Origin of the sequence: Vibrio sp. 10N, from assembly GCF_036245475.1 — a bacterium.
In the GTDB taxonomy this organism is placed as follows: domain Bacteria; phylum Pseudomonadota; class Gammaproteobacteria; order Enterobacterales; family Vibrionaceae; genus Vibrio.
In genome coordinates this window covers 3,311,350-3,336,081 of sequence record NZ_BTPM01000001.1, presented here as the reverse complement: position 1 = coordinate 3,336,081, position 24,732 = coordinate 3,311,350, and the positions used below count along the sequence as shown (strand labels likewise).

The window sequence follows — 24,732 nt, the reverse complement described above, 5'->3', positions numbered from 1 at the left end:
AGGATGTTCCAAATAAAACGGGCTCGATATTCATCGAACCCGTATTAAATCAAAAAGCTGTGCTAGTTCTTACGACGTCGGACGCGAAGCGCGTGCGGCATCACGCGAATGCGCTTCATAATGCCAGCAAGGTGTACGCGATCTTTGGTCGTGAGCAACACGGTCACCGTATACAAACGGCCATCACGCTCCTCGGTTGAGATGCCGTGGATGTTGGAACCCGTTTTGGCAATCACGTTGGTTAGCTCAGCCAGCGCGCCTTGGTGGTTTTGCAGATCGACTTTCAGCTCAGCAGTAAACTCCTGCTCGAAGTCGTCACTCCACTCAACGGCCATGTACTTATCCGGCTCTTTTTGGTGACCACGCACGTTTGGACACGTCTCGCGGTGAACCACAAGGCCACGGCCCGGTGATACATGCGCAATGATGTGATCGTCTGGGATCGGGTGACAGCAGTTGGCGAACGTCAGCAAAATACCTTCCGCGCCGCGGATTGGTAGCTTTTTGCCTGTGGTCGGTACAGAACTGGTTTGCGTTAGCTCATCGGTATCACCTAGCAGGCGACGCGCGATGACGATGCTCATTAACTCGCCCAAGCCGATATCAGCCAGCAAGTCATCCACAGAGTCGAGTTTAAGATCGGTCAGTACTTCATTGATGTTATCTGGGTAGATGGTATCAATGGAATGGCGACCCAACGCGTGGTTGAGTAGGCGGCGACCCAGTACGATAGACTCTTCACGGCGCATTGTTTTAAGAACCTGACGGATCTTAGTGCGAGCACGTGAGGTCACGACGTAGTTTAGCCATGCTGCATTCGGGCGAGCGCCCGGTGCACTGATGATCTCAACCGTTTGGCCGTTCTTCAGTGCTTTACTTAGCGGATAAGGGTGACGGTCAACGCGAGCGCCAACACAGGTGTTACCCACATCGGTGTGAACCGCGTACGCAAAGTCGACTGCGGTTGCGCCAAGTGGCAGCTCAACAATACGACCTTTTGGTGTGAACACGTAAATCTCGTCTGGGAACAGATCAGATTTTACGTTTTCAATAAATTCAAATGAGTTGCCTGCACTTTGCTGAAGCTCAAGCAGACTTTGCATCCAGCGCTGGGCTTTAATTTGTGCTGTCGTGCCTGTGCGATCGCCATTGCCTTTGTAAGCCCAGTGCGCCGCAACACCTTTGTCCGCCATCTGGTCCATATCTTCAGTACGAATCTGCACTTCAACGGGTACGCCGTGAGGGCCAACCATGGAAGTGTGTAGGGATTGGTAGCCGTTCGCTTTTGGTACCGCAATGTAATCTTTCATGCGGCCAGGGCGGGGCTTGTACAGGCTGTGGACTTGACCAAGTACACGATAGCAGGTATCCGCCGTGTCCACGATAACGCGGAAGGCGTAGATATCCATAATGGTGTGGAAGCGCTGCTCTTTGGTTTTCATCTTGTTGTAGATGGAGAACAGGTTCTTCTCACGACCCAAGACGCGACAGTTGAGACCGACTTCTTCAAGACGACCTTCAATTTCACTGTGGATACGTTGAATCATCTCTTTACGGTTACCACGAGCAGCTTTCACCACTTCTTTTAAAACGCGATAACGGTTTGGATAGAGCGCTTCAAAACCCAGCTCTTCAAGCTCGGTTTTGATGTTGTGAATACCCAGACGATGCGCAAGTGGCGCATAGATCTCTAGGGTTTCACGAGCGATACGACGTTTCTTGTCAGGACGAAGCGCGCCCAAAGTACGCATGTTATGAGTACGGTCACTGAGCTTAATCAAGATCACGCGGATGTCTTGCACCATGGCAAGCACCATCTTACGGAAGTTTTCCGCTTGAGCTTCTTTGCGATCTCGGAATTTTAGCTTGTCGAGCTTGGAAACGCCGTCCACGAGTTCCGCGACAGTATTGCCAAATTGTTCTTCTAGCTCTTCTTTGGTGACTTCCGTATCTTCAATAACATCATGCAACAGAGCCGCTTGTAGCGTTTCGATATCCAGACGCATTTCTGCGAGGATACGAGCAACCGCAACCGGGTGGATGATGTAAGGTTCACCGCTAGAGCGGGTCTGCCCTTCATGGGCATCTCTTGCTACCACATAAGATTGACGCAGAGCCTCAATTTGAGGCTCTGTTAGGTATTCTTGGGCAACGTCTTTAAGGCTATCGAATAGGTACAAATTATAGGCCCGAACGTCGATGGAACTCTGGTTGGATAGGTCGAATTAACGGTTGTGAGCGATGCTGCTTACTGCCGCTAGTTCTGCAGCTTCTTGCTCTTGCTGCTCTTGACGCTCACGTGCGTCTAGTACTTCTTTCGTGATCAAGCCTTCTTCGATTTCGCGTAGAGCGATAACCGTTGGCTTATCATTTTCTTCTGGCACTAGTGCATCTTTACCACCGATTTGCATCTGACGTGCGCGGCGAGCCGAAATAAGAACTAGGTCGAAGCGGTTGCCAACTTTTTCAACAGCGTCTTGAACAGTTACGCGTGCCATAAGAACTCCAATAGTTAACTAAATTTTTGATGACGAGAAAGTATACAGGCTATTACATTTAGATTCTAGATCACAAATGATCCGTTTAGCTACTGTTACTTAGGTTTTAATTGCGCGCTACCTCCGAAGTAGCACACTCGTCATCCCCTTGAAAAAGGGGATCTCGTGCGGCAAGTGACTCGCATTATTTGAGCGCAATACTCGCTGACAAAGATCCTCACTTTCGTGAGGATGACGGTATATTTTGTTTTTGTGTGTGCTACATACGAAGTAGCACACTCGTCATCCCCTTGAAAAAGGGGAGCTCGTGCGGCAAGTGACTCGCATTATTTGAGCGCAATACTCGCTGACAAAGATCCTCACTTTCGTGAGGATGACGATGTTCCGTCATCCCCTTGAAAAAGGGGATCTCATGCGGTAAGTGACTCATTTTATTTGAGCACAATACCCGCGGACGGAGATCCTCACTTTCGTGAGGATGACGGTATATTTTGTTTTTGTGTGTGCTACATACGAAGTAGCACACTCGTCATCCCCTTGAAAAAGGGGATCTCGTGCGGCAAGCGACTCGCATTATTTGAGCGCAATACTCGCTGGCAAAGATCCTCACTTTCGTGAGGATGACGGTTTATTTCGGTTTTTAATGTGTACTGCATTCAACGCAGTACACTCGTCATCCCCTTGAAAAAGGGGATCTCATGCGGTAAGTGACTCATTTTATTTGAGCACAATACCCGCTGGCAAAGATCCTCACTTTCGTGAGGATGACGGTATATTTTGTTTTTGTGTGTGCTACATACGAAGTAGCACACTCGTCATCCCCTTGAAAAAGGGGATCTCGTGCGGCAAGCGACTCGCATTATTTGAGCGCAATACTCGCTGGCAAAGATCCTCACTTTCGTGAGGATGACGGTTTATTTCGGTTTTTAATGTGTACTGCATTCAACGCAGTACACTCGTCATCCCCTTGAAAAAGGGGATCTCATGCGGTAAGTGACTCATTTTATTTGAGCACAATACCCGCGGACGGAGATCCTCACTTTCGTGAGGATGACGGTTTTCTACTCCGCTAGCAACGCATCCAACATGCCTTTATATTTCACCGCTTGCTTATCTTGCTTCAAGCGCTCAGCACGTAAAATGGCTTTAAAATCAACCAGTGCGCCATCAAAGTCATCGTTGACGATAACATAGTCGTACTCGTTGTAGTGTGACATTTCTGATTTTGCTTCGCTCATGCGTTTTGCGATCACTTCATCGCTATCTTGGCCACGAACGTTCAAACGGCGCTCTAGTTCACTGTTTGAAGGCGGTAGGATAAATACGCTTTTCGCTTGAGGCATTTGCTCGCGGATTTGGCGTGCGCCTTGCCAGTCGATGTCTAGGAATACATCGATGCCTTTATCTAAGGTTTCTTCAATCCACAGGCGAGACGTGCCGTAGTAGTTACCGAACACTTCGGCATACTCTAGGAAAGCGCCTTGCTCAATCAGTGATTCAAACTCTGATTTTTCAACAAAGTGGTAGTGCACGCCATCTTCTTCACCAGGGCGCATGCCACGAGTGGTGTGAGAAACTGAAACCTTCATTGCGTAGGTTGGGTTTTTTTCCAACATCGCCGAAATTAGGCTCGATTTACCAGCGCCGCTAGGAGCCGATACGATATAAAGGGTGCCTTTACCAATCATTTGTCAGTGTCCGCATTCTTGGGTTGAAGGAATAGAAGCCGGTCAGTGCCTTGTTCTATTTTAGATAAAACACTGGCCGAAGTGCTGAAATTTCGGCCAGAAAAATGGAGGCGAAGAGTATCACAAACCTAGATGCAGACTCAACTGTCTTGTGGATAACTTGCTAGGCAGATTACCGCGCGGAAGCAATCCATTTCTCCAGTGTTGCGAGGAGCATTTTAGAGTTAATCGGTTTGGTGATGTAATCATCCATCCCGACTTCTAAGCAGCGCTCACGATCTCCTTGCATGGCATTGGCCGTCATGGCGATGATGATAACGTTCGGGTCCGCGACTTGACTATCGGGTTGACGGATCAGCGTAGTGGCTTCAAAGCCATCCATGACGGGCATCTGGCAATCCATAAACACGATGTCAAAACTGCGTTCATGAAGTCTCTCTAGTGCTTGCTGACCGTTTTCGACCACCTCGACACTGACCTTAAACTTAGACAGTAGCGATTTGACGACTACTTGATTGGTTTTCATGTCATCGACCACTAAAACGTCGGCATGAAACTCAGGGGCCAGAGTCGGGGAGTGCTTGGTAATAAACAGCATGCTCTGATCATCCACGCCATCAAGTGCGGCGACGCGAGACAGGACATCAAACAGCTCCGCTTGTTGAGTGGGTTTCGTCAGATAGGCACTAAACCCGTTACTCTTCACCAACTTCATGTCGCCACGTTGTACCACAGAAGATAGCATGACAAGTCGAGTAGAACGCAGCGTGTCGTCGGCTTTAATACGTCGGGCCAATTGGAGGCCATTCACTTGTGGCATTTCATAATCGAGAATGGCAATCGAGTAGGGCCTAGCCTCTTCATGTGCCTGGGTGAGCATCGCCAGTGCTTCGGCGGCAGAACTTGCCTGCTGATACTCGATAGACCAATTAGACAGAAGCTGGCCGACTAAATGCCGATTCACTGGGTTGTCGTCCGCCACTAAAATGCGCTGTTGTTTTAGGTCGCCTTTTGGTGCGTAGTGAACATCTTTATCGGCGAGATGTGGCAGGGGCACTTCAAACCAAAATGTCGATCCTTTGCCGACTTCGCTATGAACGCCTATGTGGCCACCCATCAGAGTGACCAGCTTTTTGCTTATCGATAACCCTAAACCTGTACCGCCATATTTTCGGGTTGTGGAGCTGTCGGCTTGGGTAAACTTGTCAAACAATGTGTCTTGTTGAGATTTCTCGATGCCAATCCCTGAATCCACCACAGAAAATTTTACGCTGTCGATGTGGTCATCTTTGGGCTTCACCGACACATAAACCGCAATCTGGCCTTGCTCGGTAAATTTGACCGCATTTCCTATGAGATTGACGAGTATTTGCCGAATTCGACCCGGATCCCCTATGTGCCATTGAGAAAGCACGGGATTAGCAGGGCATATTAACTCCAGTTTCTTTTGAGACGCCCCTAGGTAAAGTGTGGCACCTATGTCTTCAATCAGTTCAACCAAGTTGAATTCGAGTTGCTCCAAGTCGATTTTCCCTGCTTCAAACTTAGAAAAGTCAAGAATATCGTTGATGATGGTGAGTAGAGACTCTGCGCTATCTCTGGAGGTGCGAGCAAGTTTGAATTGCTGCTCATCCAGTTCAGTATCGAGCAGTAAGTCGGTCATGCCAATGACCCCATTCATGGGGGTTCGGATTTCATGGCTCATGGTGGACAGAAAATCACTTTTAGCACGAGCAGCGGATTGTGCTTGTTCGGTCGCTTGTTGCAATTGGCGATTGTGTTCGAGCATTTGTTCTTCTTTGAGAGCTAACGAATTGGCCATGTTGACAAATCCAGTGCTAAGGCGACTGATTTCATCGGTTTGATTAAATTGGTGCTGGGGGAGTGTAATTTTGTAGTTGCCGAGGCCGACATGTTTGGTGGCATTGAGTAGCGTTTCCAGCCTCTGCACGAGCTGTCTAGACATCAAAAGTAAAATCACCAAAAACACAATGGCGAATGCAAGGCTAAGCGAGCCAATAATGAGGTCACGGCTAGTATTGTGTACCGTGCGAGTCGCTTTTTTTAGTATTTGCTGGTTTTGTAACTCGAGAATCGATCGGATCCGTTCGATACGCTCTGTCGCCAATGGGAACCAAAATTCGGGAGTCACATCAGTGAGCTCTTGTGTCAGTGTTCCTGAGGTCACGAATACGGATTCGATGTCATCGATCTGTTTGTGAACATCCCAATTGATAATAGGCATGTAGAGTGACTCAGGCGCACGTTGTCTTAATAAGCGTAGGTTCCAGTCAAAACTGCGGATATAAAAGCCAGCATCTATCATCTTGTCGTTTGATATCACTTGCTCAGGTGCGGCAAAAATACCGTTAAGGATGCCACGAGATTGCCCGGCACGCTCTTTAAGCCAGAGTAAATGAACGTGGTGCAGCAAGTCCTCGATTAAATCAGGAGATTCAATGGAACTGACGATGACGTCATAGATGGTCAATGCCTGCTCGATAAGGCCAGAGTAGTGTTTAAAAGAGTATTCTCCCACCCCATGGTCGACAAACTCTCTGACCATGATGGTATGGTCGAGAGCGCGAGCAAGTAATTGCTTCTGCTCACTAAAGGTGCTTTCTATATCAGGGTACTTGAGAGCCAGATTATGCCACTGCTCAGCGGCCTGATCGGCTTCCTTTCTTGCAGTCAGTAACTGCTGCCTTGTTACTTCACCCAAGCTGGATTTGTATCCTTCTGATAGCCCTCGTTCCAGTGCAAAGTAATGAGCAATATTGTCCAGCGAATGGGCGACATTCAATAGTTCGATGGTTTTAGTGGCCTCTGCATTTCTTTCGACCAGCGAACGGATCACCTGATAGCTCATGCTCGATACGATGATAAGTAACCCCAATACAATCAGCGTTGTTTTGGTTTTAAGGGTTAAGTTACGTATCGCTGCTGGCATGAAGGGCCATCCTATTTTGCTATCTATCTCAGCAGTATAGGAAATGAGCGGATGAGTTCCGATGTTCCCTGTTTCTCTTTGTTGTTGAGTTAATTGCTGGCAAACGTTTGCTTATTTATCAAGGTGTTGTTTTGTAAGGTTTTGTCTTTGGGACGAAAAGTGTTGATTTATTCTCGCTAGCAATTAGAATTCGCGCCAATATTTTTGTTGCGCATACGTTTGCGTCGGCGTGTTTTCTATCTTAAAAGGTACCACTGTGAGTGCAGAATTAGCGGGTCAGAGACAGACCAACCCTTCCTTTATCGAAGCGACCTTCAAGGTGAGTGAGCGCAAGTCTACGATTGGCACTGAGGTGTACGCGGGCTTCATTACGTTTCTAGCGATGAGCTACATTTTGGCGGTCAACCCGGCTATTTTGGGCGATATTCCTGGAATGGATCGCGGCGCAGTATTTACCGCAACAGCGCTGGCGGCCGCGTTTGCGACGCTGATTATGGGTGTATTTGGCAACTACCCAGTGATGCTTGCTCCCGGTATGAGTATGAACGGCTTTTTCAAAGGCATGCTGCTAAGTGGCTCGGTCGCGCTGGTTTGGCACGAGGCACTGCTTGGTATCTTTTTCTCGGGCATTATTTACCTAATCTTATCGATGACTCAGATCCGCAAAGCGATGATTGAGTCGATTCCAGAAGATCTCAAGCTAGCCATTACGGTCTCGCTGGGCTTGTTTATCGCTTTCTTGGGGCTTAAAAATGCTGGCATCATTGTCTCAAATCCCATCATTTTGGTGAGCATGGGTGATATTCTCGATCCTAAGGTTATCATCGCCTACATCAGTATCTTCATCGCTCTGGGTTGTATGGTTCGCGATATCAAGCTGGCCACCTTCATCTCGTTTATTTCAGCTATCGTGCTGACCATTGTTGCGGATACCTTTATGGGTACAGCTAATGCGCCAATTCCAGAACAGCTAGTTGCGATGCCGCCGAGTATGGCCGGTAGCTTTGGTGCTATTTTTGATTTCTCAGGTTTAACGGCCGAGAAGATGTTTGATCTGCTGTTCATTGTCATCATCTTCCTAATTGTCGACTTCTTTGATGGTCTTAGCACGATTGTCGGTGTAGGTCGTGATGCTGGCATCATCGACAAAGACGGTAAGGTGCCGAATGCGCGATCAGCACTTGTGGCTGACGCGGGTGGTACTGTGATGGGCTCGCTGCTTGGTACAACGTCGGTAACCGCATTCTCTGAGTCAGGCATTGCGTCTTCGCAGGGCGCGAAAACCGGTCTAGCGGCAGTCGTGGTTGCTGGCTTGTTCTTTGTATCCCTGTTCCTATACCCACTATTCTCACTGTTCTCGGCAGCCATGGTAGCGCCAGCAATGGTAGTGGTAGGCATCTATATGATTGGCCGCTTGGGCGATATCAAGTGGGATAAGAAAGAGTCGCGCATCGCTGCCTTCTTTACCATCATGTTTACCGTGCTGAGCTTCTCTCCTGCAAACGGTATGGCGATGGGCTTTATTAGCTATGCGTTTAGTATGGTCGTGGCAGGTAAGGGCAAAGAGGTTCACCCGGTGATTTATGTGTTGTCGGTGTTGTTTATGACCTATCTAGTTCTGTTGTAAGCAAAATTCAGACACAAAAAAAGCAGGCATTCGCCTGCTTTTTTAATGCACGGACATTATTCAATGTTCTGGATCTGCTCACGCATTTGTTCAATCAATACTTTAAGCTCTACGCCTGATGCGGTGATGTCGGTACTAATAGACTTAGACGCCAATGTGTTCGACTCGCGGTTGAATTCTTGCATCATAAAGTCAAGACGACGGCCAACGGCACCGCCTTTCTTCATAATGCTGTTGGTTTCTTTAACGTGAGAGTCTAGACGGTCGAGTTCTTCTGCAACGTCTGATTTTTGTGCTAGAAGAATCAGCTCTTGCTCAACGCGAGAGGCATCTAGCTCGATTTTAGCTTCTTCAAATTTGCCCAGTAGACGTTCACGTTGCCATTCAATGATTTCTGGCATACGAGCACGAACTTTCACCACTTCTGCTGTAATTGCATCAAGACGCTGTACGATCAGCGCTTTCATGTTCTCGCCTTCACGGCCACGCGCTTCAATGAAATCGCTAAGTGCACCTTCAAAGCCATCTAATAGTGCTTTGTTGATGGTGTCCATGTCCTGCTCTGGCGTTTCCATCACACCTGGCCACTGCATCACTTGGAATGGGTTGATGCGGCTCTCTTCGCCGGTTAGGGCCATGACTTGGTTAGCCGCACCAATCACTTGCTTGGCCAGCGTCTCATTGATGTTTAGTTCACCTTTCGCGGCAGGGTTGGCTTCAAAACGCAGGTGACATTCAACTTTACCGCGTGCCAGACGCTTACGAAAACGCTCACGAAGTACAGGCTCTAGACCACGGAACTGCTCTGGAAGACGGAAGTATGTTTCGAGATAACGTTGGTTTACAGAGCGGATTTCCCATACTGCGCTACCCCAGTCACCTTTGACCTCTTTGCGCGCGTACGCGGTCATACTGTAGATCATGAAATGATTCCTTTGAATTCATTAAGTGTGTTCAAACTGTTGTCATGGTAGCACAGTTAATAATAAATGGTCCTAGGGGAAAGAACGGTTTTTGGGAAGAGCGGACCTATGGCCCTGTGGGGAATGACGAGTTACGCTTTCATTAATTAATAAGGTTTTCTTGTATGAACCATAGGACCATAGGACCATAGGACCATAGGACCATAGGACCATAGGACCATAGGACCATAGGACCATAGGACCATAGGACCATAGAACCATAGAACCTAGATCCCTTTTCACTTCTCCGCTATAATCTCCGCCCAACCTAACTCGCTTCCCCAATTAAGGTAATGCCCATGCGTCCAAATGATCGCGCAGCAGACCAAGTGCGCCCAATAAAAATTACTCGCAACTATACCGCTTATGCAGAAGGTTCTGTGTTGGTAGAGTTCGGCAATACCAAAGTGTTGTGTAACGCAACCGTGGAAGAGAATGTGCCTCGCTGGCTAAAAGGCCAAGGTAAAGGCTGGGTAACGGCGGAATACGGCATGCTACCACGCTCGACGCACTCAAGAATGCGCCGTGAAGCGGCTAGCGGTAAGCAAGGCGGCCGTACTATGGAAATCCAACGTCTAATCGCTCGCAGCCTGCGCGCGGTGGTAGACCTAGAAGCCATGGGCGAAATCATGGTAACGGTCGATTGTGATGTTATCCAAGCGGATGGTGGCACGCGTACTGCTTCTATTTCTGGTGCAAGCGTGGCAATGGCTGATGCGTTTGCTCACCTTGTTGCGAAAGGCAAGCTAAAAGCGAACCCAATGAAAGGCCACGTGGCTGCAGTATCTGTGGGCATTCTTGGTGAAGACATCTTGTGTGACCTTGAGTACACCGAAGATTCTGCAGCGGATACCGATATGAATGTGGTGATGACAGAAGATGGTCGAATGATCGAAATCCAAGGCACCGCAGAAGGCGAACCGTTCAGCCACGATGAGTTGATGGCGCTACTGGCGTCAGCAAACAAAGGCATTGCCGAGATCGTAGCAGCTCAGAAGCTGGCTTTAGAAGATTGATTGATAGCTCCCGTAAGGGGGCTATTTTTTTGTGTAGAGAAACCACAAATCAAAAAAACGTCATCCTCACGAAAGTGAGGATTTTTGTCAGCAAGTGTTGTGCTCAAATTATGTGAGTCACGTGCCGCAGGAGATCCCCTTTTTCAAGGGGATGACGAGTGTGTAGGGATGACGAATATACAAGGATGACTAGTGTACAGCCTCGACTTCTGAGCACGATAAAACCAAAATAAACCGTCATCCTCACGAAAGTGAGGATCTTTGGCAGCGAGTATTGTGCTCAAATTATGTGAGTCACGTGCCGCAGGAGATCCTCTTTTTCAAGGGGATGACGAGTGTGTAGGGATGACGAATATACAAGGATGACTAGTGTACAGCCTCGACTTCTGAGCACGATAAAACCAAAATAAACCGTCATCCTCACGAAAGTGAGGATCTTTGGCAGCGAGTATTGTGCTCAAATTATGTGAGTCACGTGCCGCAGGAGATCCCCTTTTTCAAGGGGATGACGAGTGTGTAGGGATGACGAATATACAAGGATGACTAGTGTACAGCCTCGACTTCTGAGCACGATAAAACCAAAATAAACCGTCATCCTCACGAAAGTGAGGATCTTTGGCAGCGAGTATTGTGCTCAAATTATGTGAGTCACGTGCCGCAGGAGATCCTCTTTTTCAAGGGGATGACGAGTGTGTAGGGATGACGAATATACAAGGATGACTAGTGTACAGCCTCGACTTCTGAGCACGATAAAACCAAAATAAACCGTCATCCTCACGAAAGTGAGGATCTTTGGCAGCGAGTATTGTGCTCAAATTATGTGAGTCACGTGCCGCAGGAGATCCTCTTTTTCAAGGGGATGACGAGTGTGTAGGGATGACGAATATACAAGGATGACTAGTGTACAGCCTCGACTTCTGAGCACGATAAAACCAAAATAAACCGTCATCCTCACGAAAGTGAGGATCTTTGGCAGCGAGTATTGTGCTCAAATTATGTGAGTCACGTGCCGCAGGAGATCCTCTTTTTCAAGGGGATGACGAGTGTGTAGGGATGACGAATATACAAGGATGACTAGTGTACAGCCTCGACTTCTGAGCACGATAAAACCAAAATAAACCGTCATCCTCACGAAAGTGAGGATCTTTGGCAGCGAGTATTGTGCTCAAATTATGTGAGTCACGTGCCGCAGGAGATCCCCTTTTTCAAGGGGATGACGAGTGTGTAGGGATGACGAATATACAAGGATGACTAGTGTACAGCCTCGACTTCTGAGCACGATAAAACCAAAATAAACCGTCATCCTCACGAAAGTGAGGATCTTTGGCAGCGAGTATTGTGCTCAAATTATGTGAGTCACGTGCCGCAGGAGATCCCCTTTTTCAAGAGGATGACGAGGAATCGTTGATTGACGGAGCATCGTCGAATGACGGGTGTACTGCGTGGGTGACGCGATGTACATTGTGAATGAAATTAAAGAGAGAGATAAAATGAAAGCATACCAGCGTGAATTTATTGAATTTGCATTAGAGAAAGAAGTCCTAAAATTTGGCGAGTTTACCCTTAAATCTGGTCGTAAAAGTCCTTACTTCTTCAACGCTGGGCTTTTCAATACTGGTCGTGACCTAGCACGTCTAGGCCGCTTCTACGCAGCTGCATTAGCGGACTCAGGCATTGAGTTTGACGTGCTATTTGGCCCAGCTTACAAAGGCATCCCAATTGCAACGACAACGGCGGTAGCACTCGCTGATCACCACGATATCGACACTCCTTACTGTTTCAACCGTAAGGAAGCGAAAGACCACGGTGAAGGTGGCAACCTAGTGGGTAGCGCACTCGAAGGTCGTATTATGCTGGTGGATGACGTGATCACAGCGGGTACTGCGATTCGTGAGTCAATGGAAATCATCAAAGCCAACGGTGCTGACCTAGCGGGCGTGCTAGTTGCGATTGACCGTCAAGAAAAAGGCAAGGGTGAGCTTTCTGCCATTCAAGAAGTGGAACGAGACTTTGGCTGCGCGGTGATTTCTATCGTCAGTCTGACAGACCTTATCACTTACCTTGAAGAGAAAGGTGGTAATGCTGAGCACCTTGAAGCGGTGAAAGCGTACCGTGCAGAGTTTGGTATTTAATTGTTCACATGATGAGAAGTCATTGAACCGCATTTGAATACAAAAAAGGCCTGATTAATCAGGCCTTTTTATTTTTTGTTGGCTAGTTATTGCTAGGGTTTCACCTTACACAGAATAGCACCGCGGTTGTGGCTTTCAGCAACGACATCACTACAATCAAACTTCTCTTGATAGTATGGGTAGTCATAGGCCATTCGGTCTTTGAAGGTGATCAGATAGAACTGATCGAGTCCTTCAAGTTGATCGTCAGTGCGCAGTACTTTGGCTTGACCAAAGCTGTAATATTGACCTGAATATGAGCGTGGGTATTTGTAGAACACGCGCACATCAGGGTCTAGGCTCTCAATCAGATGTTTATCACTGTTATCGGCAATTTTCCCCGTCGACAGCATGTACGTCGCTGCGATCAGTGCTACAGGGACAACCAGCGCAGCAATCGTCAACCAAATGGTATCTTTGTTCTTCCAGAAAATCGCAATCAATAGACCAATCGCTGGTGTGCCTGGTAGTACGTAGGTCGGCAAAATATTACTTGAAACCGTGAACAAAATAAGCGGTGACAATGCCCACCAAATAGCAAAGCTAGTGAAACCGTGGTTTTGCTTTGCTTGCTCAAGGCCAAACTTGGCACGCACTAACATGAGTACTGGCAGAATGAGTGACCAAGGGAGTACGGCTAATAGCCAGAAGAACCAAATTTTACCTTTAGGCTCTTCGTGACCAGAACCATAAAGATCGCCAGTCCAGCCAGGTTCGACAAAGCGCTTGTAGTGCTCGCCGACAATAAAGTAATCGATAAATCCAGGCGTAGCACGCTCTGCCATGATGTACCAAGGCAGTGCTATGGCTAACATCAGCAGTGTTCCCTTAATTAGTGGGAAGCGGCGCCATAGCTCAACGAACGCGCCAATGAGACCATGTTGAATCACCATCCATGGGAAGACAGCCAGGCCAAATAGAACAATCGCAACCGGACCTTTAGCCAGTAGGCCAATAGCAAGACCAATGAAGCCTACATAACCCCAAAGTGTTTCACCGCGCCAACATTGGTAGAAACCAACCATGGCAAGCGCAAGACCCATAGTGAGTGCCATATCGGTCATTACAGCGCCCGCTGAGATGGAGAACACGAGCGTGGTCGACAGCACGACTGCGGCAACCAGTGGATTGTAACCATTCTTTTTTGCAAACCAAGCGGCGGCAGCAACCACCAATACACCCGCAAGCCAATGTGGTAAGCGCAAAGTAAACTCTGACAGCCCAAAGAGCTCGACGCTCGCAGCGCTCATCCACGTAAAGAGTGGCGGCTTACCCCAAAATGGGACGCCGTAATCAAACAAAGGCGTTAGCCAGTTACCAGTTTCCACCATCATGCGCGCCATTTCACCGTAGCGCGACTCAGTTGTGTCCATTAGCGGATAGAACCCAAGTGAGAGTAGGCGAATTAACAAAGCGCCAATGAGTAGGAACCACAGCGTTCGCTGTTTATTTATCATTTTCATATGCTCCAGAAGCGGGACTTCGACCAAGATGAATCGTTTTGGCCGATGCTGAGCAAGATGAGGCTATATCATCTTGCTGAACAAAAAAACGTTCGAAGTCTCACACATTCTTCAAGTGTAGGTCAATAAAATAGCAATCAAACTATTGTTAATTTGTGTATATCTTTAGACCCTACACAACCTTCTTGGTTTGCAATGCCTGCTCAATCAGTGGTGGCACAAATTGACTCACATCGCCACCATGGATGGCGACTTCGCGAACCAAAGTCGAAGAGATGAATGCGTGCTCTTCTGCTGGGGTGAGGAACACACTCTCCAAGCCAGGCAGTAGTCTTCGATACATGTTCGTCAGACCAAACTCATATTCGAAGTCGACCGTGGTACGTAGGCCGCGGATCAGCACGTTAGCTTGTTCATCTTCTGCAAAGTTGACTAGAAGACCTGAAAAGCCTTTGGCGGTGACATTATCTAGGTGCTTTGTGACTTCGGTGGTGAACTGCACACGCTCATCGAGAGTAAACATGGTGTTTTTGCTCGGGCTAGCAGCAATGGCGATGATGACTTCATCAAACATGGTCGAAGCACGTTCAATCAGATCAAGGTGACCGTTGGTAATAGGATCAAAGGTGCCGGGATAAATCACTCGAGATAGACGTTTTTTTGTCACGGTATTGGCTCTTGTTAATAGTTTGCGTCAGTGTAGCACTTTCCAGTGTTTATTAGGAATGAGGTTGCCAGAACACAGTGAATTGCTATTATCCTCAAACAGCTAGGTGACAAGAGAATAAAGATGAAAAACATACTGGTGGTTCGGAACGACAAGATAGGCGATTTTATGTTGGCATGGCCGAGTTTTGCGATGCTCAAAGCCTCGATGCCTGATTGTCGAGTGACCGCTTTGGTTCCTAGCTATACTGTGGCGCTCGCAAGAGCCTGCCCTTGGATTGATGAAGTGATTGTGGATTGTGGAAAAAACGCAGACAAGCACACCCAGAAACATCTCGTTGAAACTCTTAAGGGCGCCAAGTTTGATGCTTCCATCAACCTGTTTTCAACTACTTATAACGCCCTGTTGGTATGGAAAGCGAAAATCCCGTATCGACTGGCCCCAGCGACCAAGTTTGCCCAGCTTTTCTATAACCGACGCATTAAACAAAAGCGCTCTCAAAGTGCCAAGCCAGAGTACGAGTACAACCTCGACCTGGTCCGTGCGTTTTTAAACGATCAGTCGATTGAGATTGTAGAACCGCGCGCGCCGTATTTTTCTTTTTCTCTTGATGCGTTGGCGAAACAGAAAGAAAAGCTGGCGAGTGAGCTTGGCTTAAATAAAGCGTTGCCTTGGATTTATGTTCACGCGGGCAGTGGTGGTTCAGCGAACAATTTGACGCTCGAGCAATATGCGGCGTTGGTGGCTGGCATTGATGGCAGTATGAATGTTGTGTTGACTGCAGGGCCGGGTGAAGAAGAGAAAGCACGAGAGCTTCAAGCGCTGCTCGCAGAGAAGACGATCGACAGTGTGGTGTATGACAAAAATGACGGGCTGGTGGATTTTTCATGCTCGCTAGCGTGCGCCAGTTTGTTTATTGCGGGCTCTACAGGGCCGCTTCATATCGCTGCAGCACTTGACGTGCCAACCGTGGGTTTTTTCCCAGCGAAACGCTCAGCAACACCGCTACGTTGGAAGCCACTAAACTCAGAAGGTCGCCATTTAGCGTTTGCGCCGCCTCGAGCAGAGGACAAAGCGAGCCAAGAGAACATGACCCGCATCGATATTGCTAAGGTGACTCAAGAGCTTAACCCTTGGGCGGCTCAGTACTTGTCCTAACCCAAAGATCAGCGTATTTCACGAACGTGGAGTGCGCTGACAGCAAACACAGTAATAATCCCTGCTTACCATCCAAAAAGCCGGCTTTGACGATGTACATTTTCACAAAACACGCCACAGCGTGCAGAATACCTTGTGAAATGCTCGACTTCTTGCCGCGTTTCTCTCTTTGTTCTGCCCACGCCTTGGCATAGCCTGCAGATTTTACCAAGTAATGATGAATGTCATCGTAAGTGTAATGGATGAGATCGCCCGTTAAGGTTTCAATCGTCATTGATTTATCTGTTTCGACTTTTTCATGCACCAAAGAATCGTTGTACTGCGTGAGCTTAGTCGGGTAGAGGCGTAGCACTTTGTCTGGATACCAGCCACAGTGTTTGATAAAGCGGCCAAACACCCAGCTGAGTCGGGCGAACTGATAAATGGTGGTTGGGGCGTTTTTACTGACCGCATCTAAGATACTGGCTTTAAGTTCTGGCGTGACGCGCTCATCGGCATCGAGCCAAAAAACAAAGTCGGATTGGACATGGCTTTGTGCGATTTGCCTTTGGCGGCCAAACCCGGGCCACTCACTGTTGGTGTAAAACTTGGCGCCCATCTCCTCGGCAATGGCTTGAGTGTCATCACTGCTGCCAGAGTCTAGGACGACAATTTCATCCACCCAGCCTTGCACTGTCTCTAGGCAAGCGCGTAGATGTTTCGATTCGTTTTTTACTATCAGCGCGACAGCTAGTGTTGGTTTGGTCACTGTAATGATCCTTGGTTGATTGTTGTTCTGCCCAGTCTTCTCGTCATCTTCACCTGCCCTCGACATGCTCGTTTACCCTCGACATGCTCGTTTACCCTCGACATGCTCGTTTACCCTCGACATCCTCACTGTTCTCGTCATCCTCACGAAAGTGAGGATCTCCTACAGCGAGTGACTTCCTAAATAATAACGCTATATCCAAAGAGCACTTAACTTCACAGCGCGCTTCATGAGATCCCCTTTTTCAAGGGGATGACGGGTGTACTACGTAGGATGACGGGTGTACTACGTAGGATGACGAGTGCACTACTTAGGGTAATGAGTGTAATAGCTTGAATATACAGCATTAACAAAGCGCTTCTGCTTTCACCACATGATCGAACATCGCAATCACGCTTTCAGCCTTAATGCGCTGCATCGCTTGCTTGTCTTTCACTCGTGCACGCCACTCAAGCTCATTGCTGGCTTTACCTGTTTCCGCGACAATCGCCTCTTCGTAAGCCGACACCACATAATCTAAATAACAATATGGGCCTGTGCGTTGCGGGTTGTGATGAGCATATAATCCTATCACGGGCGTATTCATCGCATTGGCCATGTGGGTTGGCCCGGTATCCGGCGCAATCACCAAATCGCCCATATCAAGCAGAGCCAGCATCTGCATCAGGCTACTTTGACCAATGACGTTGTTGATTGTGTGAGAGCACAAAGCTTCAATTTTCGCACCAAGCTCCACCTCAATCTTTGCCGGGCTGCCTGCCAAGATGACCTTCCATCCCTTCTCAATGGCATGATTAATCACAGCAACATAACCTTCCGCCGTCCAGTTTTTATAGCCCTTGCTAGCCGCAGGAACAATGACGAGATTTTGCTGTCCCACTAAAAGCGGTTTTGCCCAATCAGCGTGTTGCTGACTATAGTTTAGTTGCCAATGGGGGGAGGAGGCTGGGACTCCAAGTGTCTCGCTGAAGGCCAGCAATCCATCCAGTACATGCATTTTTTGTGGTGAAGGCACCTTGACGTTGGTGAATAACTGCTGAAAGTCTTGCGCTCTTTCAGCATCAAAACCGAGTTTGTATTTGGCTTTAATACCCAGAGTTGCAATGCTTGCGCGCAGCGCGTATTGCATGTGAAGTAGAGCATCAAACTGTTGACCACGAAGCTGACGCCACAAGTCGCGATAGCCTCGCCAACCTGCTTTTTTGTCAAACACGACAACACTGATGCCTTGAATACTCTCGAGCAGCTTTGCTTCTAGTGATCCGGTTATCCAGGTGATTTGGGTGTTCGGCCAGTGTGCTTGAATTGCTTGTACCGCAGCGATGGTGTTGCACACGTCGCCAATGGCAGACAAGCGCAGAATGCAAATCGATGTAGGAGGAGTGGTAAACAAAGCCATAGTGTCAGCGCATTCAGTAATAGATAGGCAACGATTATGCAGCTAAGAAAATAGAATGTAAAATTTCACTATAGTGCTAGAATCGCCGCCCCAAAACGATAGACTTTACAAATTGTTAAACTCTGTCACTCTTTGAATAGTGATTTAGTAAAGGTAATGACCACCGAACTATGCGGTATGAAGTGATTATGTCGGCCTATAACGATGCCGACGTCTTGAAGCTCACCTTGTCAGGTTATCTCAATCAGGTAGACAAGGATTTTGACATTTGTGTCGCAGACGATGGCTCTGAACCTGATGTGAAACAACTCGTTGAGTCATTTCAGCGGAAGGGATTGAGATTGCGTCATATTTGGCATGAAGATCAAGGTTTTAGAAGAACGGTCATTCTCAATAAAGCCGTGGCAAGCTCCCAAGCTGACAGAATTATTTTCACCGATAGTGATTGCATACCCAGCCCTCACTTTGTTGCTGATCATAAAGCCTTGAGCTGCCCAAAGGGACTGGTCACGGGGCCAAGAGTATATTTGGGTTCAGATATCACTCAGTGGTTAAAGAATGGTGACTCGTCGATAACGGAGTTGAGCAAAACTTCTTTGTTACTGTGGCTTTCCCTACGCAAGCAGCTGTCAAAAATTGAACAAGCTATTCGCTATCCGACATGGGTATTGCCCTTGTTGAATCGAATCAAAACGATTTGGCCATATGGTGCTAACTTCGCTGTCGATCGCCAAGACTTATTGTTGGTGAATGGCTTTGATGAGGACTTCATAGGATGGGGGGGAGAGGATGTTGATCTTAGTCATCGCCTTTCCTTAGTCGGCGTCACGGCACATGGTTCACTTGGGCGAGCGGTTGTTTATCATTTGGACCATCCTGTGAGGGAGGTCGATGATGGGGATAAGTCATTGACTCAAATCAAGCAACAAAAATTGAATACGACCGTTGCTTATTGTCGCAATGGCATGAATAAATGGTTAGATTAATGCGTGAAACAACGTCATTGACTATCCATCCACCGGAGACCTTGTGCAACAAATAGCCCCCAACCCCAATACTATGATTTGGTATGACAGCGACTACATTTCTAGTCCTGATGAAGAATTGTTTACCCCAGAGTTTTGGAAAGCACAAAACAAAGTAATAGGCAGCGCACAAGGTCGCGGCACTACTTGGTTTGTCGAAACTGAACATTTGCCAGCGGCGCTGCGCCATTATCGCCGTGGTGGGTTGTTTGGCAAGTTGGTGCGTGACCAATACTGGTTCAATGGTTGGCAAAATACGCGCAGTTTTCAGGAGTTTTCTCTTCTTAACAAACTTGCTAAAGCCAACGTCAATGTGCCCCGCCCACTAGCAGCGATTGCAATACGATCAGGCCTTTATTATCGAGCTGATCTTTTGAGTGAAAAAATTGCTAATGCACGAGACTTGGTCGCAATTCTTCAAGACGGTGCGTTAGACAAAGCGGCGTATCATAGAATTGGTGCTGAAATCCGAGCGATGCACGATGCAGGAGTGAATCACACCGACCTCAATATCCACAATGTGCTGATGGATGTGCAGGATAATGTATGGATCATTGATTTCGACAAATGCAGTGAACAAGCCGGTGACAGCTGGAAGCAAGATAATCTCAGTCGCCTAAAACGTTCTTTCGAGAAAGAGTTGGGACGTTACCAAATCCACTGGCAGCCCATGGATTTTGATGCGTTGCTAGCAGGATACCAACAGGGTAAGCAATGAGAAAACTCTATTTCTACTTAAGGTGTATTCCCAAAACCTTATGGTTTAATTTTCGCTATTTTCCATTGAGAACGGCTCTGCGCTTTCCTGTACTCGTTTGTCATCGTACCTACTTCAGAGATCTGCGCGGTAAAGTAACTGTGCCTGAGGGAGCTAAGTTTGGAAAAATAAAACTGGGTTTTGGTGAGGTTCAGATAGCTGACGGCAAATACTCTCGGTTTATATGGTCGCTTAAAAAAGGCGGCATCGTGAACTTCGGGCGTGGCAACAAAATTGGTACCGGAAGCCGTCTTCACATCTCTGGTGAGCTCACTATTGGTGATGGGGTTAACTTCTCTGGTGAAACGACGATCGTGTGTCAAAAAAGTATGCGCTTTGGTGACCGAGCGCTAGTCTCGTGGCAAACCTTATTTATGGATACGGACATGCACGCGGTCGAGCTAGAAACGGGTACGAGCATCAATCCAGATAAAGAGGTGATAGTCGGCTCAGATTTATGGGTATGTGCACGCTCGACCCTTCTTAAGGGGTGCATCATTAACGACAACTCGATTGTATCCGCATCCGCGTTAGTCAGTGGTGAGTTTGCAAAGGATGCTATTATCGGCGGCAACCCTGCCAAGGTCATTGGTTCTATGGCAGGGAAGCGATTTGTGCATTAAGGCTTAACTTTTCTCTGCGTTTTTCGCACGAATAAGGAAGCCAAGTAAAATAGCATTGGTGGTCGCATAGAGTACCACGCCTTCGTTATGCAGGAAGTGGTCTTGAGATACGCAAAAACCCGCCGTCGATAGGATGTGCAGCCCGCCAAGTGTCGCCCATAGTTTGGTCTCTTCGCTCTTGGCTCGCACTAGTGAGATCAAATAGAGAATGCCTGGAATGGCGAGAAAGGCCATTAGTCCAATAAAGCCAATCACACCGCGTTGGGATAGGGCATTGAAATAGGCGCTGTGAGCATTACCATTGAATGTTCGCGCGTAGTTTGAAAGCTCGCCACTGGCAACCGCGATATCTAAACGTGGTTGAAGCGCATCTTCACCCCAGCCCATTAGCGGTTTTTCAGCGAACAACTGCCAAGCAAACTTCCACATTTCAATACGCACGCCTACCGAGCCTTGTTCTGATTGTGCCTCACTCGCTACCACAGCCACGCGCTCTTCAAGGCCGACAGGCGCGGTGGTGAAGACTAATGTGACCGTTGCAATCAATGATAGGATTGCAATGGCGGTATAGTGGCGTGCGGTCTGTTTGAAGAAAACCCCAGCGGCAATCAAATAGGTGAGTGGAGCAAGAACCCACCCGCCTCGACTGAGTGACATTATGCTCGCAGCAAGCGCGAGATTAGCACCCAATAAGCAAAGCCATGCCAGCTTTTGATTTGACTTATACCAGTAGAATGAAAGCGTAAACAGCATCGTAGAGAATAGGATCGCAGCATTGCCCTTTTGAATTGGCATCATTGCACCAAAGCCACGCCAGTGCTGAATATACACATCGTAGCCTGAAATAAGCGCACCCAACACACCACCGGCAACCAAGCCATAGCATAGCGATGCGGTTGAAGCTCGGGTGAATATCACTACGTAGCTGACAATGCACAGCAACAAGGCTTTGGCGGGGTACTCAATTGAGCGTCCAACACTTCTTGTATCAAGATCTAAGTAGGCACTTAAAGTAATAATGGCCAAGTTAAGACCGAATAATGCAAACGTCCAGTTTAATAGCTGCAGGTTTTGAGGTGCAGAACTGGGGCTAATTTTACGTTGATACACCAAGACGATAATCGCAGTTAATGCGAGCAGTGCCGAGGTGAGGTTGTAACCACCATTGAAGTAAGACGCAAAAAAGAGCGCGATTAATGCAGCACTGAGTTTAGTGACCCATTCAGGGGTAATGGAGTGATTTACGGTCATAGTGATTTTGGGTTCGTTTTTTCTGTAATATGAAAAGAAGAAAGACGGTCTAGTGTGTGCCTTAATGCACCTTGATTGCGATTCACTACTTGTTTACAAGCAATTCCCATTTCGGTGGCAAGTGATGACTGCTCAATGAGCTTAGAAACAGCAATCGATATTTGCTCTGTATCCTGACAAATAATAGCACCATCGTTCTCAACCAATTGCTCGGTAATATCAGTAAAGTTAAAGTAGCTGGGACCGGTTAGAACAGGTAAACCAAGTGCGGCAGGTTCTAGTAGGTTATGCCCACCGACTTTCTTACCGAGTAAACTCCCTCCCATAAAGCACACATCGCTTGCTGCTAGGTAGGACATCATCTCGCCCATGGTGTTACCAAGCACAACGGAGGTTTCGCTTGATAGCACAGAGTTAAGCTCGGTGCGTTTCATCGCTCCAAAGCCTTGGTCTTTGCAAAGCTTTGCAACACTCTCAAAGCGCTCGGGGTGTCTAGGCACGACAATAAGCAGTAGTTCGGGATGATTCTGTAGTAGCTGTTTATGAACAGTTAAAACCTGCTCATCCTCACCATCATGGGTACTTGCTGCTATCCAGACTGGTCGGTCTTGACCAAGTTGCTTGCGCAGTGCTTTCCCTTGCTCTATCTGCTTATCAGTAATCTGTATGTCGAATTTGATTGAGCCTGTCACCTGAATACGCTCTGGGGCTATACCTAAACGTTCAAAGCGACTCGCATCATCATCAAACTGGCAGCACAGGGTCGAGATAGTCGGGGCAATGACATTGAATAGCGGTTGGACCTTTTGATAGCGACGACAAGAGCGCTCCGACAAGCGAGCGTTGATCACAGTGATAGGCACACCTGCTTTAGCGACAATGTGAAGCGTATTTGGCCAAAGCTCGGTTTCAACAATGACCATTTGTGATGGCTTAATCAGGCGCAAAAAACGTTTTATCGCAAAACCAAAATCGAGTGGCATGTAGCGATGAGTAGCAATGTCACTCAGTTTTTCAGCTTGCTCGGCGCCAGTTGGCGTTGTTGTCGTAATGACGATTTGCGTATCGGGATTTTCGCTAGCAAACTGCTTAATGAGTGGGGTAACGGCTAACGTTTCGCCCACGGAGACGGCATGAAACCACACCACCGGTTTGTCACTGGTTGCGAGCTTTGGTGTCCAGCCAAAATGTTCGCGCCAGCGCTTGCCCACACTTGGTTTTCCTGGCTTGGCTTTGAATAAGCCATACAGAAACAGCGGCGCAACGATGGTTAGCAATAATGTATAAACAAAACGAACGATCATTGCGGTCTCACGTTCGGACTAATGAGTGATTGCTGCTGCAAAAATTGCTCGGTTTGCTGCACATAATCGGCCTCGTAGGAGTATTTGATGCTGTCGTGAGACGCAAGCAGGTTGAGCGCCAGCAAATAACCAAACGCCAACTTCAGTAGCAGTACGCGTTTTTCACGCACAGTAAACCAAGTAGCGATGAGTGATGTTAAGCGATAGCGCTGCACGAAACCGTTGAACTTAGTCGGTGTAGAGCTGCTAGGTGCCGACTGTTTCGAAATCAATATAGCGTGAATGCCAATCAGGATTGGCAAAATGGCAAATGGATACACCATGATTAAGTGCCAGTAAGAGAAGGTAATGGGTGACAGGGCAGCACTGATTAGCACACCAACAACAGCGCCAAATGCATACAATTCGACCCATTGTTGGCCATTGACTTTACCTCGGCCACGCAAGCATAAGGGCTTAACACGTTTCCACCAAAGCCAGTTCAATCTTGCAGAGATGACAACTGTTATAGCGCCAACTAGGAATACGAGAGTCTTCCATAGTGCGAGAGCGGAAATCTTTAACCATTCAATCTGTGTTAACCAATCAAACTCACCATAGGCAATGACTTTGTTTGAGAACAGCATTGAGCCATATCTTAGCCAGTACAATAATGCTTTTAAAACCGGATAAACGTGCACTAAGCCATAGCCAATGTATCTGTCGCTCTCGCGAGTCAGTTCTTCATTGACCGCATATTCTTGGAAGTAAGGCACCAATGAAAGTAGGAGAGCCGCTACAGCGGCGAGAGCACCAAACCAAGAGACCTGCCCCATTTGGCGATAGAACAAGTACACTGAAATCACCGCCAAAATTGGCCATGAATAGTGAAGCTGCATCGCGAGTCCAATCGATAATACGTGGACAAAGGTATAGCCGAAGGACTTACCAAGGCGCATCTTGGAGGCCGACCAAAGGTGCATGGCGGCAAACAGGCAAAGATACGATGGGTTATAAAGCAGGCTATCGTATAAAAACCATGGGTTTAGCCAATAGAGTGCGAGAAACAATAAGCGCATTAAGGCGCTGTTTTTCTCTGGCATCATGGTTTTGATGACATTATCAAGTAGTACCAGTGAGACGATACGCAGAAGTACCAACAGCACCATCGGCGACCATGGCGAATCCCAAACAAGCAAAGGCACACCAATCAGCCACGTCGATAGTGAACCCGGAACATTACCCACGGCGCTCGCGGCATTACCATAGCTTAACCAGGTATCTTGATAGGCACCTAAGTATCCCTTGTACAGCATTTGGGTTTGATCGCCAGTGAGGATTTGGTTTTGTGCGTATAGGAAAGTCAGCAGCAATCCTACAGCAAAGCCCAAAGCGTACAGCCAGTGAAAATGTCGTTCTGCGATGGAATGTTGGTTCATTATCAGA

19 protein-coding genes are annotated in these 24,732 nt (G+C 47.7%); 7 read left to right on the top strand and 12 right to left on the bottom strand.

Going from position 1 to position 24,732, the window contains the following annotated elements:
* Positions 1–62 precede the first annotated feature (62 nt).
* The 4 genes from spoT to AAA946_RS15370 all read right to left on the bottom strand — a co-directional run bounded on the left by spoT (position 63) and on the right by AAA946_RS15370 (position 7,136).
* Positions 63–2,180 (bottom strand): bifunctional GTP diphosphokinase/guanosine-3',5'-bis pyrophosphate 3'-pyrophosphohydrolase, encoded by a 2,118-nt coding sequence (gene spoT / locus AAA946_RS15385; protein WP_338165602.1) that lies wholly within the window; start codon positions 2,178–2,180, stop codon positions 63–65.
* A gap of 45 nt (positions 2,181–2,225) precedes the next feature.
* Positions 2,226–2,498, bottom strand: a complete 273-nt coding sequence (rpoZ, locus tag AAA946_RS15380; protein ID WP_006071268.1) for a DNA-directed RNA polymerase subunit omega — start codon at positions 2,496–2,498, stop codon at positions 2,226–2,228.
* Positions 2,499–3,559: 1,061 nt separating this feature from the next.
* Positions 3,560–4,183, bottom strand: a complete 624-nt coding sequence (gmk, locus tag AAA946_RS15375) for a guanylate kinase (protein WP_338165854.1) — start codon at positions 4,181–4,183, stop codon at positions 3,560–3,562.
* A 175-nt stretch (positions 4,184–4,358) separates the two neighbouring features.
* The gene (locus tag AAA946_RS15370; RefSeq protein ID WP_338165601.1) at positions 4,359–7,136 is read right to left on the bottom strand and encodes a response regulator; all 2,778 of its coding nucleotides are present in this window, start codon (positions 7,134–7,136) and stop codon (positions 4,359–4,361) included.
* Positions 7,137–7,392: 256 nt separating this feature from the next.
* On the opposite strand from AAA946_RS15370, the gene AAA946_RS15365 reads away from it, so the two are divergent.
* Positions 7,393–8,763: an NCS2 family permease gene (locus AAA946_RS15365; RefSeq protein WP_338165600.1), complete on the top strand. Its 1,371-nt coding sequence runs from the start codon at positions 7,393–7,395 to the stop codon at positions 8,761–8,763.
* A gap of 56 nt (positions 8,764–8,819) precedes the next feature.
* Here the strand turns inward: AAA946_RS15365 and AAA946_RS15360 are convergent, their stop codons facing one another.
* Positions 8,820–9,686: a YicC/YloC family endoribonuclease gene (locus AAA946_RS15360; RefSeq protein ID WP_338165599.1), complete on the bottom strand. Its 867-nt coding sequence runs from the start codon at positions 9,684–9,686 to the stop codon at positions 8,820–8,822.
* Between the two features lie 338 nt (positions 9,687–10,024).
* Here AAA946_RS15360 and rph point away from each other — a divergent pair, with 338 nt between their 5' ends.
* Both rph and pyrE read left to right on the top strand, forming a co-directional pair.
* Positions 10,025–10,741, top strand: a complete 717-nt coding sequence (gene rph, locus AAA946_RS15355) for a ribonuclease PH (RefSeq protein WP_338165598.1) — start codon at positions 10,025–10,027, stop codon at positions 10,739–10,741.
* A gap of 1,490 nt (positions 10,742–12,231) precedes the next feature.
* Positions 12,232–12,873, top strand: a complete 642-nt coding sequence (pyrE, locus tag AAA946_RS15350) for an orotate phosphoribosyltransferase (RefSeq protein ID WP_338165597.1) — start codon at positions 12,232–12,234, stop codon at positions 12,871–12,873.
* 92 nt (positions 12,874–12,965) lie between these two features.
* On the opposite strand, the gene AAA946_RS15345 is transcribed toward pyrE, so the two are convergent.
* Positions 12,966–14,366 (bottom strand): ArnT family glycosyltransferase, encoded by a 1,401-nt coding sequence (locus AAA946_RS15345; RefSeq protein WP_338165853.1) that lies wholly within the window; start codon positions 14,364–14,366, stop codon positions 12,966–12,968.
* Between the two features lie 181 nt (positions 14,367–14,547).
* A complete protein-coding gene (gene coaD, locus AAA946_RS15340) occupies positions 14,548–15,042 on the bottom strand; it encodes a pantetheine-phosphate adenylyltransferase (protein ID WP_338165596.1) in 495 nt (164 codons plus the stop codon).
* 123 nt (positions 15,043–15,165) lie between these two features.
* Here coaD and AAA946_RS15335 point away from each other — a divergent pair, with 123 nt between their 5' ends.
* Positions 15,166–16,200 carry a glycosyltransferase family 9 protein gene (locus AAA946_RS15335; RefSeq protein ID WP_338165595.1) on the top strand — a complete coding sequence of 345 codons (1,035 nt, stop codon included), beginning with the start codon at positions 15,166–15,168 and terminating at the stop codon, positions 16,198–16,200.
* On the opposite strand, the gene AAA946_RS15330 is transcribed toward AAA946_RS15335, so the two are convergent.
* A complete protein-coding gene (locus tag AAA946_RS15330) occupies positions 16,169–16,954 on the bottom strand; it encodes a glycosyltransferase family 2 protein (RefSeq protein WP_338165852.1) in 786 nt (261 codons plus the stop codon). The genes AAA946_RS15335 and AAA946_RS15330 overlap by 32 nt on opposite strands.
* A gap of 340 nt (positions 16,955–17,294) precedes the next feature.
* Complete coding sequence (locus tag AAA946_RS15325) at positions 17,295–18,347, bottom strand: glycosyltransferase family 9 protein (protein WP_338165594.1); 1,053 nt, start codon at positions 18,345–18,347, stop codon at positions 17,295–17,297.
* A 188-nt stretch (positions 18,348–18,535) separates the two neighbouring features.
* Here AAA946_RS15325 and AAA946_RS15320 point away from each other — a divergent pair, with 188 nt between their 5' ends.
* Genes AAA946_RS15320 through AAA946_RS15310 form a run of 3 tightly spaced genes read left to right on the top strand, consistent with a single transcriptional unit; the run spans position 18,536 to position 20,752 of the window.
* Positions 18,536–19,333, top strand: coding sequence for a glycosyltransferase (locus AAA946_RS15320; RefSeq protein ID WP_338165593.1), 798 nt, complete (start codon positions 18,536–18,538; stop codon positions 19,331–19,333).
* Positions 19,334–19,376: 43 nt separating this feature from the next.
* A complete protein-coding gene (locus AAA946_RS15315; RefSeq protein ID WP_445206083.1) occupies positions 19,377–20,090 on the top strand; it encodes a 3-deoxy-D-manno-octulosonic acid kinase in 714 nt (237 codons plus the stop codon).
* Positions 20,087–20,752, top strand: coding sequence for an acyltransferase (locus tag AAA946_RS15310; RefSeq protein ID WP_338165592.1), 666 nt, complete (start codon positions 20,087–20,089; stop codon positions 20,750–20,752). Before AAA946_RS15315 ends, AAA946_RS15310 begins: the two co-directional genes overlap by 4 nt.
* Positions 20,753–20,755: 3 nt before the next feature.
* Here the strand turns inward: AAA946_RS15310 and AAA946_RS15305 are convergent, their stop codons facing one another.
* From AAA946_RS15305 to AAA946_RS15295, 3 genes are read right to left on the bottom strand one after another with little or no spacing between them, the layout of a single operon-like run.
* Positions 20,756–22,003: an O-antigen ligase family protein gene (locus tag AAA946_RS15305; protein WP_338165591.1), complete on the bottom strand. Its 1,248-nt coding sequence runs from the start codon at positions 22,001–22,003 to the stop codon at positions 20,756–20,758.
* Positions 22,000–23,307: a lipid IV(A) 3-deoxy-D-manno-octulosonic acid transferase gene (gene waaA, locus AAA946_RS15300; protein ID WP_338165590.1), complete on the bottom strand. Its 1,308-nt coding sequence runs from the start codon at positions 23,305–23,307 to the stop codon at positions 22,000–22,002. Before waaA ends, AAA946_RS15305 begins: the two co-directional genes overlap by 4 nt.
* Complete coding sequence (locus tag AAA946_RS15295) at positions 23,304–24,725, bottom strand: 3-deoxy-D-manno-octulosonic acid transferase (RefSeq protein WP_338165589.1); 1,422 nt, start codon at positions 24,723–24,725, stop codon at positions 23,304–23,306. Before AAA946_RS15295 ends, waaA begins: the two co-directional genes overlap by 4 nt.
* Positions 24,726–24,732: the final 7 nt, after the last annotated feature.

Excerpts from the sequence above, each read along its gene's own strand:
- rpoZ (WP_006071268.1), bottom strand. The coding sequence starts at position 2,498 with ATGGCACGCGTAACTGTTCAAGACGCTGTTGAAAAAGTTGGCAACCGC.
- AAA946_RS15370 (WP_338165601.1), bottom strand. The coding sequence starts at position 7,136 with ATGCCAGCAGCGATACGTAACTTAACCCTTAAAACCAAAACAACGCTG.
- AAA946_RS15360 (WP_338165599.1), bottom strand. The coding sequence starts at position 9,686 with ATGATCTACAGTATGACCGCGTACGCGCGCAAAGAGGTCAAAGGTGAC.
- rph (WP_338165598.1), top strand. The coding sequence starts at position 10,025 with ATGCGTCCAAATGATCGCGCAGCAGACCAAGTGCGCCCAATAAAAATT.
- pyrE (WP_338165597.1), top strand. The coding sequence starts at position 12,232 with ATGAAAGCATACCAGCGTGAATTTATTGAATTTGCATTAGAGAAAGAA.
- AAA946_RS15335 (WP_338165595.1), top strand. The coding sequence starts at position 15,166 with ATGAAAAACATACTGGTGGTTCGGAACGACAAGATAGGCGATTTTATG.
- AAA946_RS15325 (WP_338165594.1), bottom strand. The coding sequence starts at position 18,347 with ATGGCTTTGTTTACCACTCCTCCTACATCGATTTGCATTCTGCGCTTG.
- AAA946_RS15320 (WP_338165593.1), top strand. The coding sequence starts at position 18,536 with ATGTCGGCCTATAACGATGCCGACGTCTTGAAGCTCACCTTGTCAGGT.
- AAA946_RS15310 (WP_338165592.1), top strand. The coding sequence starts at position 20,087 with ATGAGAAAACTCTATTTCTACTTAAGGTGTATTCCCAAAACCTTATGG.
- AAA946_RS15305 (WP_338165591.1), bottom strand. The coding sequence starts at position 22,003 with ATGACCGTAAATCACTCCATTACCCCTGAATGGGTCACTAAACTCAGT.
- waaA (WP_338165590.1), bottom strand. The coding sequence starts at position 23,307 with ATGATCGTTCGTTTTGTTTATACATTATTGCTAACCATCGTTGCGCCG.
- AAA946_RS15295 (WP_338165589.1), bottom strand. The coding sequence starts at position 24,725 with ATGAACCAACATTCCATCGCAGAACGACATTTTCACTGGCTGTACGCT.